The sequence below is a fragment of the Burkholderia sp. BCC1644 genome (assembly GCF_902833225.1).
Classification (GTDB): domain Bacteria; phylum Pseudomonadota; class Gammaproteobacteria; order Burkholderiales; family Burkholderiaceae; genus Burkholderia.
In genome coordinates this window covers 54805-72335 of sequence record NZ_CADFEI010000025.1, presented here as the reverse complement: position 1 = coordinate 72335, position 17531 = coordinate 54805, and the positions used below count along the sequence as shown (strand labels likewise).

At 65.8% G+C, this 17531-nt stretch carries 15 protein-coding genes; 3 read left to right on the top strand and 12 right to left on the bottom strand.

The window, feature by feature from the left end; genetic code table 11:
• Positions 1-72: 72 nt before the first annotated feature.
• The 12 genes from HWX87_RS34045 to HWX87_RS33990 form a co-directional block, all read right to left on the bottom strand.
• Complete coding sequence (locus HWX87_RS34045; RefSeq protein WP_279612989.1) at positions 73-2079, bottom strand: pilus assembly protein TadG-related protein; 2007 nt, start codon at positions 2077-2079, stop codon at positions 73-75.
• A gap of 11 nt (positions 2080-2090) precedes the next feature.
• Complete coding sequence (locus HWX87_RS34040) at positions 2091-2420, bottom strand: DUF3613 domain-containing protein (RefSeq protein ID WP_176051258.1); 330 nt, start codon at positions 2418-2420, stop codon at positions 2091-2093.
• 20 nt (positions 2421-2440) lie between these two features.
• Positions 2441-3283 (bottom strand): pilus assembly protein, encoded by an 843-nt coding sequence (locus tag HWX87_RS34035; protein WP_176051257.1) that lies wholly within the window; start codon positions 3281-3283, stop codon positions 2441-2443.
• An 18-nt stretch (positions 3284-3301) separates the two neighbouring features.
• Complete coding sequence (locus HWX87_RS34030; protein ID WP_176051256.1) at positions 3302-4294, bottom strand: type II secretion system F family protein; 993 nt, start codon at positions 4292-4294, stop codon at positions 3302-3304.
• Between the two features lie 4 nt (positions 4295-4298).
• Entirely contained in the window at positions 4299-5297 is a 999-nt protein-coding gene (locus tag HWX87_RS34025) for a type II secretion system F family protein (protein WP_176051255.1), read from the bottom strand.
• Positions 5290-6657 (bottom strand): CpaF family protein, encoded by a 1368-nt coding sequence (locus HWX87_RS34020; protein ID WP_176051254.1) that lies wholly within the window; start codon positions 6655-6657, stop codon positions 5290-5292. The genes HWX87_RS34025 and HWX87_RS34020 overlap by 8 nt, the downstream gene beginning before the upstream one ends.
• 3 nt (positions 6658-6660) lie before the next feature.
• On the bottom strand, positions 6661-7935 hold the full coding sequence (locus HWX87_RS34015) for a fimbrial protein (RefSeq protein ID WP_176051253.1): 1275 nt from the start codon (positions 7933-7935) through the stop codon (positions 6661-6663).
• 60 nt (positions 7936-7995) lie between these two features.
• Positions 7996-9327 (bottom strand): type II and III secretion system protein family protein, encoded by a 1332-nt coding sequence (locus HWX87_RS34010; protein WP_176051252.1) that lies wholly within the window; start codon positions 9325-9327, stop codon positions 7996-7998.
• 66 nt (positions 9328-9393) lie between these two features.
• Positions 9394-10323: a Flp pilus assembly protein CpaB gene (gene cpaB, locus HWX87_RS34005; RefSeq protein ID WP_176051251.1), complete on the bottom strand. Its 930-nt coding sequence runs from the start codon at positions 10321-10323 to the stop codon at positions 9394-9396.
• Positions 10324-10416: 93 nt separating this feature from the next.
• Positions 10417-10863 (bottom strand): TadE family protein, encoded by a 447-nt coding sequence (locus HWX87_RS34000; protein WP_176051250.1) that lies wholly within the window; start codon positions 10861-10863, stop codon positions 10417-10419.
• Positions 10860-11360 (bottom strand): prepilin peptidase, encoded by a 501-nt coding sequence (locus HWX87_RS33995; protein ID WP_176051249.1) that lies wholly within the window; start codon positions 11358-11360, stop codon positions 10860-10862. The genes HWX87_RS34000 and HWX87_RS33995 overlap by 4 nt, the downstream gene beginning before the upstream one ends.
• Before the next feature lie 116 nt (positions 11361-11476).
• Entirely contained in the window at positions 11477-11683 is a 207-nt protein-coding gene (locus tag HWX87_RS33990) for a Flp family type IVb pilin (protein ID WP_174934415.1), read from the bottom strand.
• Positions 11684-12359: 676 nt separating this feature from the next.
• On the opposite strand from HWX87_RS33990, the gene HWX87_RS33985 reads away from it, so the two are divergent.
• The 3 genes from HWX87_RS33985 to HWX87_RS33975 all read left to right on the top strand — a co-directional run bounded on the left by HWX87_RS33985 (position 12360) and on the right by HWX87_RS33975 (position 17409).
• Positions 12360-14117: a collagen-like triple helix repeat-containing protein gene (locus HWX87_RS33985; protein WP_176051248.1), complete on the top strand. Its 1758-nt coding sequence runs from the start codon at positions 12360-12362 to the stop codon at positions 14115-14117.
• Between the two features lie 40 nt (positions 14118-14157).
• The gene (locus HWX87_RS33980; RefSeq protein WP_176051247.1) at positions 14158-15579 is read left to right on the top strand and encodes a collagen-like triple helix repeat-containing protein; all 1422 of its coding nucleotides are present in this window, start codon (positions 14158-14160) and stop codon (positions 15577-15579) included.
• A gap of 144 nt (positions 15580-15723) precedes the next feature.
• Positions 15724-17409, top strand: coding sequence for a ShlB/FhaC/HecB family hemolysin secretion/activation protein (locus tag HWX87_RS33975; protein WP_176051246.1), 1686 nt, complete (start codon positions 15724-15726; stop codon positions 17407-17409).
• Positions 17410-17531: the final 122 nt, after the last annotated feature.

The window sequence follows — 17531 nt, the reverse complement described above, 5'->3', positions numbered from 1 at the left end:
GGCATTGCAGGTCGGCGACCGGTGGCAGGCGGCAGCGATGCCGCCCGCGTCGATCACGGAACGTTCAGACATTCATTGCACCAGCATGGGATTGCCGCATTTGATCGAGTCCGGTGTGTTCGTGACATAGGCGTTCCCCAGGCTGAGACCAAGCAGGCCCGTGACCGAGGTCAGGAGCGAATCGATCGGTTGCAGGAGGAGCGGGACGAGCGTGCTTCCCAATGCAGTCAGAAGCGGCCCGGTCAGGATATCCAGCAGCGGGTTCAGAATGCCGGCCAGCACCCCCGCCAATCCGCCGCTAGCCGACACGGAGACCGACAGGCCGCTGCCGACGATACCCTGAACCGCGGGCGACAGGAACTGGTCGGTTCCCGTGCCCAGCATGTACGGCGACGCCGGGCTCGGCGAAGCGGATGAGCCCGGGCCGGGATACGTGAACGTCAGCGGAGTCGCCGTTTGATTGGCAACGGGAACTGTCAACTGTCCGGGCTTCAGACTGATATTGACGGATATCTGGTTCAGGTTGATCAGCCCGAGCGTCAGCACGTTGAGCGCAGAAGTCACGGCACTGAGCCCCAGCAGGTTGAGCAGGCTCTGCAGGTTCACGGCGACCAGCGTGATCGGGGTTCCACTGCCGGTCGTATATCCGCTCGGCGCATTGAGATTGATCGGCGTATTCGCGGTGCCGCCGACGTAGACGGCCACCACCCCGGTCTGCACATTCACCGTCGCGCTTTTCGTGCCGTCCGCGGTGCAGGTGACGGACATCAGGCCCGCCGTCGCCGGCGCCACATAGGCCGTGATCGGCAATTGCACCGCGGCAAGCGGCGTCGCCGTGCCGGACGAGCAACTGCCGCCCGGAAAGACCAGCCCGCCGTTCGAGCACGTCGACAGCAGCGAGATCGACGTATTGAGGAACACGTTCCCCTGCGCGGTCGACGTGTTGGTCGTGCAATTGGACGTCCCGCAATTCGCCGGCCCGGGCGGACCGCTCGCGGTGGACGGCGGATTCGCCCCCAGCTTGACGGAACCGGACACCGTCACGTTCAGCAACGGCGCAAGCAACGTGGGCGTCTGGACGGTGACGCTGGGAATGCTGACCGAGTTCGTGCCGTTCGCGAGTTGCAGCGCAGTCGACAGCAAGCCGAGCGCATTGACGCTGGCGTTGACGGCGGAGGTTCCCGTCGCGGTTGCGGCGGAAACCAGCTGACCGAGCGCTATTTGCGGGCCGCCGCACACGCCGCCGGAACAGAGTGCGACGACGATCGCGTTCAGCACGTTCAGGTTCGCGCCGACCAGGTTCTGCTGCGTCGCCGCTTGGACGGCCGCATTGGCCAGTTGACCCAGCGTCACGGTGCCGTTCAGCACGGACGTACTCGTGCCGACCGGCAGATTGGCGAGGATGCCCGCCAGTTTCAGATTGACTTGCGCGAGCCCCTGGTAATCGACGAGCTGCAGACTCAGCGGATTGGGCGTACCCAGCAACGCCTGCAGCAACTGATTGGCCAGTCCGCCGTTCAGGGCCGCCAGCGACGTGGTCAGCGTAAAGGTGTCGGTCGGCACGCTCTTGGCAATCGCCGACCCACCGACGGTTATCCCGCTACGAAAAATCCCGTCGATCGGTTCGGAAACCGTCACGCATACGGCGTTGACCGATTGACCATTGATCGTCCCCTGCGACAGGCCTGCACACTGACCGTTGGTCGCCGCGCCCGAGGTCGGCGTAAACAGCGGATTGCCGCTGCCTTGAGGCGCGGCCCAGACACCGCATGTCACGGAAACGGTCGAGTTCGCCGGCAGCGGATTCGATGCCGGATTCGCAATCCGGCCGGCTGCGGTCGTCGCAGCCGTGCAGGTCGCATCCGCGTTGATTTGCGACACGGCCGAAAGCGCCGCCAGATCGGCAGCCGCCTGCATGCTGCGTCGTTCGGAATAGAAATGACCGATATCGATTGCACCCAGCATGATGAATGCAACCGACACCCAGATCGCGGCCATGACCGCAATGGTGCCGCGCTGGCGCCCCGGACGACCGGCAACGCCGCGTCGCCGCGCTACGGGTGATTGATCTGCGCGCATCGCCGTCCCGCTTACTGCATGCCCTGACCACCGCCCGACATGCCGCTGGCGGAACCGAGCTGCGGACTCATCGAATTCGGGATCTTGTTCTTGAACGAATCGAGATAGCGCTGGTAGACGAGCGATGCGACGTCGCCGAGCAACGGCTGCGTCGGTGCCGCCGCGCGATTGTCGCGTTGCATCGCGAGCCAGTCCCTTGTCGAACGGTCGACATCGGAGGCGCCAGCCGTCACGGCCTCCTGCCCGTATGCCGCAGCGGAACCCGCCACCACGCAGACGACGGCGGCCAGCACCGCGATCCGGCCCGCGCGCATGCTGCGAAGATGTTTTTTGTTGTTCATGTCGTTCCCCCGGTGCCTGTTCATTGTGCAAACCGTTGCAGCAGCGGCACGGTCTGATCGTAGCCAAAATTGTTTGCCATCGGCGTGATCGGCGCGGACGCAGCACGCCGCGACACGACCGGCGGCGTCGCGACCGCGCGTTGCTGCGCGCGCGCGGCTGCCGTGATTTTCGCGGCGTCGCTGACGATGTCCTTGCGGATATCCGCCGGCAGATGCTGCTGGTTCATCAGCTTCTGCGCATCCTGCGCGCGGCCTGCCGCAAACAGGTAAAGCGCGAGGTTGCTGACGATTTTCGGATTGCGCTGATCCAGCTCGGCGGCCTTCATCAACGGCACGCGCGCGCCGACAACATCGCCGCTTCGCAACTTCGAATAGGCGAGATCGGACAACATCGATGCATCGGTCGGCGCCAGCTCCGACGCCTGCGTCAGCGCCTGCGCTGCACGGTCGAAATCACCCGCCGCCCCCGCAAGCAGCCCAAGCCCGCGATAGCCGCGCGCGGCGAGCGGCGTCTTCAGCAACTGCGTGTAGACGGCCGCGCTCGCGGCCGGCTGGTCGGTCATCCGCAGTGCATCCGCACGCAACAGGATCGACTCCGGTACGACACCGTATGTCTTGTCGTACGCGTCGATGTGCGCGAGCGATGCGTAATAGAGCCCCTGCGACTGCATCCGCTGGATCAGGCCGAGGTACATGCCCGGCGTATCCGGCACCGCCTGCTTCTGGTCGGCAGCCTGTATCAGCGCCGCACGCTCCGTCTGCGCGTTCACGCCATAACCGCTGTCCTTGGTCGCGCATGCGCCCAGCAGCAGCACTGCCGCCGCCGCGCCCGCCCGTATCGCCATTCCGCCGATCCGCTTCATCGTCCTTCCTTCCGTCCTTCAGTGATGCGGCGACAACGCATGCATCACCGCCAACATGCCGGGCCCGGCCGTCACGATCAACAGTGCGGGCAACAGTGTCAGCACCATCACACCGGTCATCTTCACGGTCAACCGGCCGATCCGCTCGCGCAGCATGGCGCGGCGTGTTTCGCGCAACCGGTCCCCGAACTGCTTGAGCGGCTCCTGTACCGCGCCGCCATGCTTGTCGACCTGGATCATCAATCGCACGATCGCGCGCAAATCCTCGTTGTCGAATCCGCCGGACAGCCGCTGCAGCGACTGCTCGCGCGTGCGGCCCGCCGCGAACTGGCGCTGCGCGATGCCGACTTCCGACGACAGCACCGGCAACATCCCGCGAAAATCGTTGGTCACGACCTGCAGGCTCTGGTCGAGCGACAGGCCGACGCCTTGCAGCAAGCGCAGCATGTCGACGAGCAACGGCAGTTCGTCGACCACGCTCTGCCGCCGCGCGGCGGCACGGCGCTGCACGTAGAGCTTCGGCAACATGAAGCCGAGCCCGAAGGCGGCAAACATGCCGACCATCCAGAGACCGCCCTTCATGCGACCGCTCGCGAAGATCGCGAACAACAGCGGCAGCCCGATCCCGAACGCGACCCGGGCGCTCAGGAACAACCCGCGCGTGCGTGCGTCGACGTAGCCGCATTGCTCGAGCAGGCGGCGATCCTCTTCCGCGACGGCGTATTTGCCGAGCCCGGTGTCGAGCCAGCGCACGCCCGCTGCCGACAGCCGATCGAGAAAACGCTCGACGCGCTGACCGCCACGCACGTCGGGTTTCGCAGGCGCATCGCCGTCCGGCGCGGCTTTCGCTTTCGCGGCCTCGAGCGCGGCCATGCGCCGGTCGAGCGCATCGACCAGCGCACGTTCGGCACGCGTCGCAGCACTCGCGCGCAACATCGCAACCATGCCGAGCAGCAGCACCCCGAGCGCGCCGACCGCCAACGCGATCGCTCCGATTTGAGTCGCTGTCATAGTTTCACCTGAGCCGAGCCATTCGATACAGCCATACGCTGCCGGCCAACTGCATCAGGAATGCGATCGTGAGCAGCGTCCGCCCGCTCGGGTCGTTCCACATCCCGTGCAGATACTTCGGATTGGTCATCACCACAAAGCTGCCGATCGCGATCGGCAGCATGACGAGAACGAACGCCGACAACCGTGTTTCCGACGACATTGCCGTCAACTCGCGCTCGGCCTGCTCGAGGTCGCGCATGAACACGGCCATCCGCTCGAGCATCACGTCCGCACGGCCACCGTATTTGACCGACAGGCGCAGCACGGAGCCCACGAGCTCGAACTCCTCGGTCCGGTAGATCTTCGCGATGTGCATCATCGCGCGATCGATCTCGATACCGCCGCGCAACATCCGCGACACGAGATCGAGGCAACCGCGCAACGGCTCCTCGGTCGTCAGCAGTGCAGACTGGAACGCGGCCGGCACGCTGTTGCCGAGCGTCACGAGACGCACGATCCCGTCCAGGAACGACGGGATCTGCCGGACGATCTTCAAGCGCCGCCGCTGGATCCGCGAAGCGAGCCAGACGCCGAACATCGCGCTGCCGCAAGCAATTGCCGCAAAACACGCCAGTACGCCGCCGTGGTTGCCGGCGATAAACGCAACCGCGACAAGCACGGCGAGCGCCGCGAGCGTCTTGCCGCGCGCATCCTCGATCCCAGCTCGACTCGCGAGGTTCGACAGATACTCGGACGCCGTCGCGTACCAGTGCGCCCAGAATGCGTCGGACGAGGCATTCCGTGCCGCACCCGGCTGCGGTACTGCGCGCGCCGCACCTGCCGCCGCCGGCCGCGCCGCTTGCGCCACGGCACCGGCGCGTGCGCCGGGTTCGAGCCGGCTGTCGATGAAACGCTTCGCGTCGGTTCGCACGCGCCGGGTCTCCGCGTGACGCCACAGCATCATCGCAGCCGCGACGCACAGCATCGCGATCGCCAGCACCCACACCATCGCGCTATACATTGAAGCCCCCGCCGCCACGGCCGAACCCGCCGCCGAAGCCGCCACCAAACCCGCCCTCGCCGAACCCGCCGCTCGTCAGCGTCTGACGGAAGCGTGCAAGCTTCGGCGAATGCGGATGAATGCCCAGCGTTTCCCAGTGGTCGACTTCCTCGCCCTCCGCCGTCACGCGCGCCTCGTAGCGATAAAGCTCCTGCGTCGCGATGATGTTGTCGGACAGCCCGGTCACTTCGGTGATCGACAGAATCCGCCGCCGGCCGTTCGACAGGCGCCCGATCTGCACGATGAAGTCGATCGCGTTCGCGATCTGCCGGCGCAGGCTCGACTCGGTGCCCTGGAAGCCCGCAAAGCCAGCCAGCATCTCGAGGCGGTACAGGCACTCGCGCGGCGAACTCGCGTGCACGGTACCCATCGAGCCGTCGTGACCGGTGTTCATCGCCTGCAGCATCTCCAGCACTTCGCCGCCGCGCACTTCACCGACGATGATCCGGTCCGGGCGCATCCGCAGCGTATTGCGCAGCAGGTCGCGGATCGACACGACACCGGTGCCGTCGAACCCGCCCGGCCGGCTCTCGAGCCGCACGACGTGCGGGTGGTTCAGCGACAGCTCGGCCGTATCCTCGATCGTCACGACACGCTCGATCTCCGGAATGTGAAATGCGAGCGCGTTGAGCAGCGACGTCTTGCCGGAACTCGTCCCGCCCGACACGAGAATGTTGCAGCGTGCCTCGACCGCTGCCTGAAGCAGCGTGTTGATCTCTTCGTTGAAGGTCCCGTTGGCGAGCAGGTCGGACGGCTTCAGCGGATCCTTGCGGAATTTCCGGATCGATACGACCGGACCGTCGATCGACAGCGGCTCGATCACGACGTTTACGCGTCCGCCGTCGGGCAGCCGCGCGTCGACCATCGGGTTCGACTCGTCGAGACGGCGGCCGATCGGTGCGAGGATCCGTCGCACGATCCGCAGCAGGTGCGCGTTGTCGGTGAAGCGCACCGGCAGCTTCGCGAGGATCCCGTGACGCGACACGTACACGTCGTTGTAGCCGTTGATCAGGATGTCCTCGACAGCCGGGTCCGCGAGCAGGTCCTCGATCGGCCCGAAGCCCGCGAGCTCCTTCGTCAGCGCCTCGGCGATCGCGCGCACCTCGTTTTCGTTGAGCGGGATGCGGCGCAGGCGCACGAAGCTGTCGATTTCGAGATCGACGAACTGGTTGATCGCCTGGCGGGACCATCGGCCGAACTCGGCGCCCAGCTCTTCGATGCGCGTCAGCAGGTGCTCGTGCGCGGCATTCTTGATGTCGTGGAAATGCTGCGTCTGGGAGAACGGCGCTGCGCCGTCGGCGAATTGAATGTCGTGTGCCATCGCTTACGACCGCTTGGACGAGGGTTGAATGAAGCGCTTCAGCGCGGACAGGCCGGATGCCGGACGCGGTATCGTCGATCTGACCGACACGCCCGGCAGCCGCGCGGCAAGCGACTCTAGCGCGCGCACGTACGGGTCACGCTCGGCCATGTCGACGATGAGCCTGCCCTGGTTCGCGGCATGGCCGATCGCGACGCGTCGCGACGGCAAGGTGCCGACCAGCGACAGCCCGAGACGCTCGGCGATCTGCGCGGGCGTCAGGTCGAGTGCAGGGTCGTACTGGTTGACGACGAGCCGCACGCGATCGGTCTCGACACCTGCGTCGCGCAACCCGGTGAGCAGATCCGCCGCCGACACGATCGATGCAACGCCCTGATCGCAGACGAGCCACGCTTCGTCGGCCGAACTCGTGATCTGTGCGACGAACTCGCGATTCGAAAAACCACCGAGATCGACGATCTGCTGATCGAAGAATGCGCGAAAACGATTCAGCAAACCGGCACACGATGCGTACGACACGTCGCGCAAACCACCGAGATCGGCCGGCAGCGTCGTCAACGCGACACCGCTCTCGTGCCGCGTCAACGCGGTATTCACGAAGGTCCGGTCGATGCGGCGCAGGTTGTGAACCGCGTCGATGAAATGGAATTCGCAACGGGTGTTCAGGAACAGCGCGCCGTCGCCTGCCGGCAGCCCCAGGTCGACGAGCGCGGTCTGTCGACCGGCCGGGGTGCCGCCGTTCGGCACGCCGCCCGCACCCGGGCTCGCCGCGCGCTTCTGCAGCCAGACGGCGAGATTCGCTGCGAGCGTGCTCACGCCCATGCCCGCGCGGGCACCGAGCAATGCGACGAGCTTGCCGTGGCGGCTCGCCGGCTCGCCGACGTTCGCCAGCAGCCCGCGCGTCGTGCGCAACGCATCCTCCGCCGGGGCCGACACGTCGATGAAATCGCGCACGCCGGCGCGCAGTGCGGCAAGCGTGCTCTCCGGATGCGCGAGCGAACCGAGCGCGACGATCGGCAGCCCCGGGTGCGTCGCACGAACCGCCGCGGCGGCAATGCTCGCGGCCGGGCTGCCATCCGAGAAGTCGATGAAGACGAGCGCCGGATTGAGGCCCGTGATGCGCTGTGCCAGCACCCCCGGCTCGAGCGACGCAGCCTCGACCGCACCGGCCGACACGAGCGTATCGGCCAGCCAGCGGACATGCGCCTCCTGTTGCGATGCGCAAACGAAATAATCGGTCACGGCGGGTTCACACAATGATTGGATTCGCGCGTTCATGTCGAACACCCCCGATTACGCATGGCGTGCCGAAGCATCGCAACGCGCGATGCTTCGCACTCATTTCGAAAAACCCGGTGCGGCGTCCGGCGACGCGGCACCACCCAGATACGACTGCCAGACCGGCCCGTTGCGCTGTTCGGACAGCTCACCCGGCGTTGCAGGCAGCACCGCGCCCTTCGCGATCGGCGCGACGAGATGCGGCGTGACGATGATCAGCAGCTCTTTGTCATTCTGCTGATAGTTCATGTTCTTGAAGAAGGTCCCGATGATCGGCAGATCGCCGAGCAGCGGCACCTTGCTGACGTTCGACATTGTCTGGCGATCGATCAGGCCGCCGATCACGAAACTCTCGCCATCGCCGAGTTCGACCGTCGTATCCGCCCGGCGGGTCGTGATGCCCGGCACGGCGACACCGCTGATCGTCACGCTGTTCACGAAATCGAGCTGGCTGGACTCGGGTGCAACCTTCAGCGCGATCCGCTGCGGGCTCAGCACCGTCGGCGTCAGCGAGAGTCCGACGCCATATTGCTTCCACTGGATCGCGGTCGAGCCGAGCCCTTGCGGAGACGGCACCGGAATCTCGCCGCCCGCGAGGAAGCTGGCGCTCTGTCCCGACAGCGCGACGAGCGTCGGCTCCGCAAGCACGCGCGCGAGATTGTTCGCTTCCAGCAGTGACAGATCGGCGAAGATGCCGCGCCCGGCTGCGTTCACGACCAGGTTGAAGGCCGACGCGACGGGCGCACCGAGCGTCGGAACGTACCCGCCGGTGCCGGGGCCCGATCCGCCGTTATAGGATTGCACGCCACCGGGCGAGAACGAGCCGAACGAGAACCCGTTGCTCTGCTTGAAGAAATTGAAGCCGACCTGCTTGAGCACCGAGCGGCTGAATTCGACGACGCGCACATCGACCTGCACGACATTCTTGCCGGCGATCGTCGAGCGATCGATCACGACACCTTTCGCACTCATGTTCTTGCCGACCGTCACGGCGCGGTCGTGCGCGTCGAGCGATGCCGACGTTCCCTGCAGCACCGCCGTTCCGCCGTACGCATTCACGCGCGGCGTGGAGCCGTCGAGCACCGCATGCGCGGACGCATCGACGACTTCGACATTCCAGACCGTCGGCTCGTCGCGGCCGCGCTCCCACAGCATCACGTTCGTCGCACCCGGCGCCTTCGCGGTCAACAGCACCGATCCGGAGCGGCTGCCTTTCATGATCAGCACGTCGGCGACCGCCGGATCGCCCACCGCAACGCGCTGCAGCGCGCGGCCGGCCGAAATCTGCCGTTGCGCGCCGACGGCGAGTTCGATCGTACCGCTCGCGCTGGCGAACGATGCGAATGTCATGGCCCAGATAGCAATCGCGAATGCAATCAGTGTGTTTTTCATTGTTCGTTGAACCGTCTCTCGGCCCTTTTACTCGTCGTCGCTGATATCGATGACCGTCGATGTCTTTCAGTAAGCAACCGTTTCCGACCGGCCGCCGCGAATCACCTCGATGCCGCCGCCGCCCCCGCTCGGCCGCGCCGCCGGCGGCAAGTGCGACGGCAACGGCGGTACGGGCACGTTGGCCACCGCGTTGCGCTGGGTGCCGGAAAGCTGCTGCAGCGACACGCCCGCTGCCGCGATCGCCGACGGCGACAGTTTGTTGTCCGTGCGCACCGCAACCGTCTGCATCGCCAGCTCGTCGTCGCGCGGGTTACGCAATGCGAGGGTCAGCCGGCCGCTCGCCTCGCCGAGCGTCAGCGCGTCGACCTGCGCGGTCGGCACCGCCAGCACCGCGATGCGCACATTCGACGGCTGGCCGTTGTTGCCGTTCGTGTTGCTGCCACTGTCGCGTTCGGGTGTTGCATCGCCGAAAGACAGCACACGCACCCTCGACAACAGCAACCGAGCCTGTGTCTGCGCGACTTCCCCGTCGAACATCGTCGAATTGCCCTCGCGCTTGAGGTTCAGGAACACGTCGACGAAATTGCCGGGGCGCAGCCGGTTGCCGACTGCGTTGGTCTCGTCTACGTGAACCGAGATCGCGCGCTCCCCCGGCTGCACGTCCTCGGCCAGGCCCGACACCAATGCGCCCGAAACAACCGGCGACGAAGCCGGAATGTCCCGCGCCGGCACGCGGCCGACGAGTTCGCCCGGATTGCTGAATGCACCGGCCGGCATCGGCGCGGCCTGCTGAACCTTCAGCGCGTCGGCGGTAATCGGCTGGCCCGCCGGCAACGGGCGCGTGGCGATCACGACCGGCACCGGATTGACCGCTGCAATCTGCTGCGCCGGCACCGGAGACGGCGAACTGCGCCCGAGCATCCATGCATAGATTCCGAGCAGTACAGCAATCGCAATCAGCAGCCCCGCGATAATCTTGGTTAGGTTGTTGGCCATGTTTTTGTATGGATGCCGGAATAAAAGTCCGAGTAAGTTTTACCTGCTGCTCGATTCATGTGCTCGCGGATCCGTCGCGTCACGATGACCACCTCATAGGATCGACTGCGGGATCTGCACGACTGCCGTGCCCGTCAACGGCTGGGTGATGATCGCTCCCAGGAACGGCATGGTCGTGACCCAGGCTTCCGGCGAATAGCTCACCGTGACCGTCAGGCAATAAAGCGTCGGCGGATTCGTCGTGTCGTAACTGCACTGCGGCGCCGCGACCTGGGGCGGGTTGATATTCAGCCAGCCCAGGACGTTCTGTGCCGCGGTCGTCGCGTTCGTCACTCGCGCGGCCAGGGTCGGCGCGTAGTTCAAACCCGCGCGCGCGCCTTCGCTGGCCGCCAGCGTCAGGCTTTGCTGAATGACGAAGATCATCCCGAAGCTGAGGATCGCGTAGAAAATCATGAAGAACAGCGGAAAAACGATCGCGAATTCGACCGCCGTCGCCCCGCGCTGCCGCCGGCGTCCCGGTGGCTGACCCAGTCGCTTCATCGCATGCCCCCCGTTGCAACCAGATAAACGAGCCACGCGGCCGCCGGTATCGCCAGGCATGCCGCATACGGCGTCGCCCGATATTTGCCGAGCGCCAGTGCAGGCTCGCCGCGGCGCCACAGTGCGCCCGGCGAGGTGCGCGACAACAGGATCAGCGCAACGGCATGAAGACCGGCAGCAAGGCTCGCGACAACCCAGAGCCCGAGCAGCGCGTGTGCGCCGCACCATGCACCGAGCACGGCGAATGTCTTGACGTCTGCCGCCCCCATCAGGCGCAGCATGAAAAAGGGGAAAAGACCGGCCAGCCCGATCAGCATGCCGAACATGGCCTGATACAGCGAGATTCCGAATGGATTCGCGTTGAAAATTGCCGCGCCAAATCCCGCGATCAATCCCGCCAGGACGAGCGAATTCGAAACGCGCCGAAATCGGATATCGCTGGCCGCGACAATCGTCACCCAGGCCAGAAATGTCCCGCTGAAAATAAGATTTGCCATCGCGCAACTGCCCGCCGCAAATGTCGGCGCGAGCAGATTGCCGAGGCAATCAACTCGCTACCGAACCAAAACGACTTTCACGACGTGAAGAAGTCGTTCTAATTATTTACGGAAGGTCAGCCCCAGATGGTAGCGGCCGAACAGGCGGCAGCCGTACGTGTAGTCACGCAAGTGCCGAGATTGGTGAACATGGTCCCGAGACTGCCGCCGATCGACGTCACCCCGGCAACGATCGCGACAGCTATCAGACCCGCAATCAGACCGTACTCGATCGCGGTAACCCCGTCTTCTTCCCGAAGGAAGCGAATCATCATTGCTTTCATTTTATTCCTCGTGCCTGTATTTACGTTCTTTGGCCTTTTATACGTATACATCCCCGCATATCTGGCCCTTGCCCCGCCGTTCGCCACATCTGCTGTAACGACAACCGGGTGCGCTTTCTTTATAGGTCGCCCCAAAGGGCATTGCTCACGATTTGATGCAAGTTAACATTCGCGATAGTGACCCTCCTCGAACGTTGTGTACCGAACCGTACATTTCCTTACATCTGCTCCGGATTCTATATCCGATCCTATTTAAGTTCCAACCTCTTTTAACGACTCTGTCGGAAAAAAAGTCTTCAGGAGCACAACGTATTTGTACGGCGTTTCGGTACGACTTACACATAGGATTTACGATAGGTTAGATGTGCACGCCTAATCCACCAGTAAAACAATTGCCTCGTCCACCAAGCCTGCTCCCCTCCCACGTTACGCCGCACGCGTAACGCCAATGTTGTGACGTTACGTTACGAAACGGCCGAAACCGTTCTCATTCGTCTGCACTTAAACAGATTCAACAATCTTTCAATTCCCATAACTTCCTTTCCCGACAAGGAATTGCCTCGTTTAAAACCAGTTGTCGAACCGTCGGGCATCGAAATGGCACGACAGTTGCAGAGTAGTCCTCGCACCACTCAACACAACGCAGTTCACAACACATCTTTAATGCGAGGAAGAAATGGACATCAAGGTTATCCCTCATGGCGTGTTCCGGACGACTCTGATCGCGGCCACCGTTGCAGCCATGCTTTCCCTCTCCGCGTGCGGCGGTTCCGGTTCGATCAGCCAGGGTCTCGGCGGCGGCTCGAGCTCGGGCGGCGGTGATTCGATCTCGACGTCGGGCGGCGGCACCTCCGGCACGAGCGGCACCTCGGGTACGAGCGGTACGTCCGGTACCAGCGGCACCTCGGGCACGAGCGGTACGTCCGGTACCAGCGGCACCTCGGGCACGAGCGGCACTTCCGGTACCAGCGGCACTTCGGGCACGAGCGGTACGTCCGGCACGTCGGGTGTGTCGTCGAACGCAGTGGGACAGGTCCTCGCACAAAGCAGCAATATCGTCACGGGTGCCGGCAGCACCGTATCGGGTCTCGGCTCCGTCATCGGCAGCCAGTCGCTGCCCGGCGTCAACCCGGCCACCACGCAAGCCGCAGGCGGCATCGTGCAAAGCGTCGGCGGCGCGGTGACCGCGCTCGGCAACGGTCTCGGCAACGGTCTCGGCCAGCTCGGCGCAACGAAGGATCCGCTCGGCACCACGCTCGCCAGCACGGGTGGCGTGGTCAACCAGCTCGGCGGCGCAGTCACGCAGACGGGCAACCTGGTCACGAGCCTCGGCAGCGGCCCGCTGTCGCCGCTCGCACCGGTCACGGGTGCCGTCGGCGGCCTCGTGTCGACGCTCGGCGGCGCCGTATCGAACGGCGGCACGACCCTCACCAATGCACTGTCGACCGGCCCGATCCAGCAAGTCACGCAGACGGTCAGCTCGGCCATCACGCCGATCACGACGATGGTCGGCCAGACGACCCAGACGATCGGCACGGCGACCGGCCTCGGCGCCCCCGTCAACACGCTGCTCGGCACGGTCGGCAACGGGCTGAACCAGGCCGGCGCACTGCTCGCATCGACGGGCGGCAACCCGGTCACGACGGGCCTCGGCAACACCGTCTCGGCGACGGGCAATACCGTGAAGGCCGTCGGCGGCCTGCTCACGGGCGGCACCGGCGGCGTGACCAACCCGCTCGCCCCGCTCACGGGCCTCGTCTCGACGCTCACCGGCACACTCGGCGGCGCAACGGGTGGCGGCAGCGGCCCGCTCGCACCGGTCACCGGCCTCGTCTCCACGGTCACCGGCGCACTCGGCGGCGCGGCTGGCGGCGGCAGCGGCCCGCTCGCACCGGTTACCGGCCTCGTCTCCACGGTCACCGGCGCACTCGGTGGCGTAGCAGGCGGCGGCAGCGGCCCGCTCGCACCGGTCACCGGCCTCGTCTCGACGGTCACCGGCGCACTCGGTGGCGCAACTGGCGGCAGCGGCGGTCCGCTCGCACCGGTTACCGGTCTCGTCTCGACAGTCACCGGCGCACTCGGTGGCGCAGCTGGCGGCAGCGGCAGCCCGCTCGCGCCGGTCACCGGCCTCGTCTCGACGGTCACCGGCGCGCTCGGCGGCGCAACGGGCGGAACGAGCGGCGGCCCGCTCGCACCGGTCACGGGTCTCCTCGGCGCAGTCACAGGGGCCCTCGGCGGCGTGACGGGCGGCGCTGGCGGCAGCAGCCCGCTCGCCCCCGTGACGAACGCCGTCTCCACGGTCACCAGCACCGTCGGCGTACCGGCACTGAGCGGCGGCACGGGTGCCGTCACGAACTCGGGCTCGTCGTCGAACCCGCTCGCGCCTGTCACGTCGCTGATCGGCGGCCTGCTTGGCGGCACGCACGGCAAGTAATCCGACATCCATTCATCGAAAAGACAGCGAGGAGTCCATCATGTCCCAGCAACGTTCCATCACGACCGTCGCCCTGCGCCAGTGGCGCGCGCCCCTCACCGCCTTCGCCGCAGCCTGCCTGCTGGCCGCCTGCGGCGGCGGCGGCGTCAGCTCGCCGCCGACCAGCAGCAATAACAACAACCCGAGCACGAGCGGTACGCCCGGCACGAGCGGCACCAGCGGCTCGCCGACCGGCACCAAGGGTGTCGTCAGCACGGTCGGCCAGACGGCCACCGACCTCGGCAGCACGGTCGGCAACATCAGCCTGCCGGGCCTCGGCGACGGCGTGACGAAGGGCGTCGGCAGCACGCTCTCCAGTACCGGCACGATCGTCGGCGCGGCCGCCGATGCGGTGAGCAACGGGCTGGGACAGATCGGCTCGACGAAGGATCCGGTCGGCACGACGGTTGCCGGTCTCGGCAATGTCGTCGGTGCGACGAGCAATACGGTGTCCGGCCTGAGCTCGACGGTGAAGGCACTCGGCACGGGCCCGCTCGCGCCGCTCGCGCCGGTCACGACGCCGGTCGGCACCGTGCTCGATACGGTCGCCAACGGCCTGACGGCCGCCGGCACGACGATCGGCTCGACGCTGTCGTCGGGTGCCGTCCAGCAGGTCACGCAACCGATCAGCTCGGCGATCACGCCGCTCGTGATCACGGCCGGCCAGGTCACGCAACAGGTCGGCACGACGACCGGTCTCGGCCAGCCCGTCTCCGGCCTGCTCGGCCAGATCGGCGGCGCAATCAGCTCGGCGGGCAAGCAGGTCGGCGGCACGTCGAGCCAGCCGCTCGTCGGCGACGTCGGTCAACTCGTGACCGCGGTCGGCAACACCGTGACCAACGCAGGCGGCCTCGTCAACCCGAACGGCCCGAACGGCGCAGCACCGATCCCCGGCCTGATCACGAGCCTCGTCGGCGGCTCGACGGCGACCGTCCAGAGCGGCACGTCGTCGGGTTCCGGCTCGACGAACCCACTCGGCGGCCTGCTGTCCGGTCTCGGTTCGACGCCGCTCGGCTCGCTCACGGGTGCACTCGGCGGTGCAACGGGCGGCTCGGGCAGCGGCCCGCTCGCTCCGGTCACGGGCCTGGTGTCGACGGTCACGGGCGCACTGAGCGGCGCGGCAGGCGGCAGCGGCGGCCCGCTCGCCCCCGTCACGAATCTCGTGTCGACGGTCACGGGCACGCTCGGTGGCGCAACGGGCGGCGCAGGCAGTGCAAACCCTCTCGCGCCCGTCACCGGTTTGCTGAATACTGTCACCGGAGCAGTGGGCGGTGCAGCGGGATCGGGGGGCGCGAGCCCGCTCGCGCCGGTCACCTCGCTGGTCGGCAGTGTCACGGGTACGGCCTCGTCGGGTAGCGGCTCGTCGGGCCTGCTGGCACCGGTAACCGGGTTGCTGGGCACGCTGGGTAGCGTTGGCAAGTAAGGAGGACGGTCGCACCATCGCAGCCGGAGCGAATGGCGCGGCCGTACAAACACAACCGGCATGGCGGCACGCGACGCGCGACACTTTGGTGTCGCGCGTCGGCATTACAAAGAAGACGAAAAGCAAGGCCTACGAGGAAGAACAATGAAATCCAGACTCGACAGATGGATGATGCTGCTCGCGATCGCGGCAGCAAGCACGGCACATGCACAATCGCGCGTCGGCGGTAACCCGCTCGACTCCCTTCCCCAGATCAACGCACCGAAAACCGGCCCGAACGTTACCGTGCAGGTCGCACCGCAAGCGCCGCAGTTGCAGGAACTGCTGTCGCGACACCTGACACCGTCGACGTTTCAGGTCGAAGGCGTGAAGTCGGTGCCGTTCGAGGAAATCTCGCGCCGCTTCACCCCCCTCGTCGGCAAGGAGATCACGATCGGCGACCTGATCGAAACCGCCAACGGCGTGACGAAGCTGTACCAGGAGCGCGGCTACGCGCTGTCGTTCGCGTTCGTTCCCGCGCAGACGTTCGAGAACGGCGTCGTGCGCATCACGGTTGTCGAAGGCTATGTGTCGGACGTCAAAGTCACCGGCAAGCCCGGTGCGATGGAACCGAAGATCCGCGCGATCGCTGCGCACATCACGGCCGATCGCCCGCTGCGCCGCGCGACGTTCGAACGTTACGTGAACACGTTCGGCCTGCTGCCCGGCCTCACGGTGAAGGCGAATGTCCCGCCGCCGCAAACCACCGACGGCGCCACGACGCTCGAACTTGCGGTCGACCGCAAGGCGTTCAACGTCAGCACCGGCATCGACTTCAACCACCCGGGCGTCCAGGGCCTCATCACCGCGACCGAAAACGGCCTCACGCGGTTCGGCGAGCAGCTGAGCATCTCGGCGCTCGCGCCGCCGGGACGTGACAAGCAGACCTACTTCGCATTCAGCGGCGCGGTGCCCGTCGGCAGCAGCGGCCTGATCACGCGCCTCGACGCAAGCACGTATCGCGGCAAGCCGACCGACAACCCGGGGCTGCCGTCAACCGTTCAGCGCACTGTGAAGAACGAGAAGCTCGGTCTTTCGGCATCCTACCCAATCCTGCTGAACAACCAGCGCAGCTTGCTCGGCACGGTATCGGGCTACGCAGCGCATAACGAAGACCGCTATCAGAGTCAGCTCAACGGCAATACGCTCGACAACCGGTCTCAAGTGCGCGTGCTGCAACTGCAACTCGACTACACCAGTGTCGAACCGAAACAGGTGCGAAAACTGAGCGTCAACGTGGCCAAGGCGTTCGACATCCTCGGCGCATCGAAATCACAGACCGGCCTGGTTAATGGCGTGGGGGTCACCTACGCAGATCCGATTTCGCTCACCTTCGTTCGCACCGGCGCGACTGTCACGCAAACCAACGAGTGGCCGTTCCGGATCGGCACGTCGGTTTCGCTGACCGGCCAATACAGCCCCGACTCGCTGCCGACGTCCGAACAGATCTCGTTCGGCTCGACCCGCTACGCGCTCGGCTACCAGCCTGGCGAGGCATCGGGCGACTCTGGCTGGGGGATGTCGCTTGAGGTCAATCGCGGCTTCACACCGGGCTGGACGTATCTGAAATCGATCACGCCGTACGTCGCGTACGACATGGCGCGCGTCTACCTGCACTCGGGCACGCCGTCACCGAACCGCATGTCGTCGGTCGGCATCGGTGTGCGGTTTACCGACAGCCGCTTCTACAGTCTCGACCTGAACGTCGCGAAGCCGATCGGCGACGCACCCGTCGAAAGCGCATCGCGCAGCCCGCGCATCAACGCCGCATTCTCGTATCAGCTCAACTGATCGGACACCAAACAGCCCGCATCACGCGGGCTGTTTCGATTAGAGTCCCCTCTATCAAACGTGGCGCACGGTTTCACGTATTCTGGCGAAGCTCGCAACATGCCCGCCCCATGCAGACGGTC

Coding starts and splice junctions, on each gene's coding strand:
- HWX87_RS34015 (WP_176051253.1), bottom strand. CDS start 7,935: ATGAACGCGCGAATCCAATCATTGTGTGAACCCGCCGTGACCGATTAT.
- HWX87_RS34000 (WP_176051250.1), bottom strand. CDS start 10,863: ATGAAGCGACTGGGTCAGCCACCGGGACGCCGGCGGCAGCGCGGGGCG.
- HWX87_RS34045 (WP_279612989.1), bottom strand. CDS start 2,079: ATGCGCGCAGATCAATCACCCGTAGCGCGGCGACGCGGCGTTGCCGGT.
- cpaB (WP_176051251.1), bottom strand. CDS start 10,323: ATGGCCAACAACCTAACCAAGATTATCGCGGGGCTGCTGATTGCGATT.
- HWX87_RS33975 (WP_176051246.1), top strand. CDS start 15,724: ATGAAATCCAGACTCGACAGATGGATGATGCTGCTCGCGATCGCGGCA.
- HWX87_RS34025 (WP_176051255.1), bottom strand. CDS start 5,297: ATGTATAGCGCGATGGTGTGGGTGCTGGCGATCGCGATGCTGTGCGTC.
- HWX87_RS34035 (WP_176051257.1), bottom strand. CDS start 3,283: ATGAAGCGGATCGGCGGAATGGCGATACGGGCGGGCGCGGCGGCGGCA.
- HWX87_RS34020 (WP_176051254.1), bottom strand. CDS start 6,657: ATGGCACACGACATTCAATTCGCCGACGGCGCAGCGCCGTTCTCCCAG.
- HWX87_RS34010 (WP_176051252.1), bottom strand. CDS start 9,327: ATGAAAAACACACTGATTGCATTCGCGATTGCTATCTGGGCCATGACA.
- HWX87_RS33990 (WP_174934415.1), bottom strand. CDS start 11,683: ATGAAAGCAATGATGATTCGCTTCCTTCGGGAAGAAGACGGGGTTACC.
- HWX87_RS33985 (WP_176051248.1), top strand. CDS start 12,360: ATGGACATCAAGGTTATCCCTCATGGCGTGTTCCGGACGACTCTGATC.
- HWX87_RS34030 (WP_176051256.1), bottom strand. CDS start 4,294: ATGACAGCGACTCAAATCGGAGCGATCGCGTTGGCGGTCGGCGCGCTC.
- HWX87_RS34040 (WP_176051258.1), bottom strand. CDS start 2,420: ATGAACAACAAAAAACATCTTCGCAGCATGCGCGCGGGCCGGATCGCG.
- HWX87_RS33995 (WP_176051249.1), bottom strand. CDS start 11,360: ATGGCAAATCTTATTTTCAGCGGGACATTTCTGGCCTGGGTGACGATT.
- HWX87_RS33980 (WP_176051247.1), top strand. CDS start 14,158: ATGTCCCAGCAACGTTCCATCACGACCGTCGCCCTGCGCCAGTGGCGC.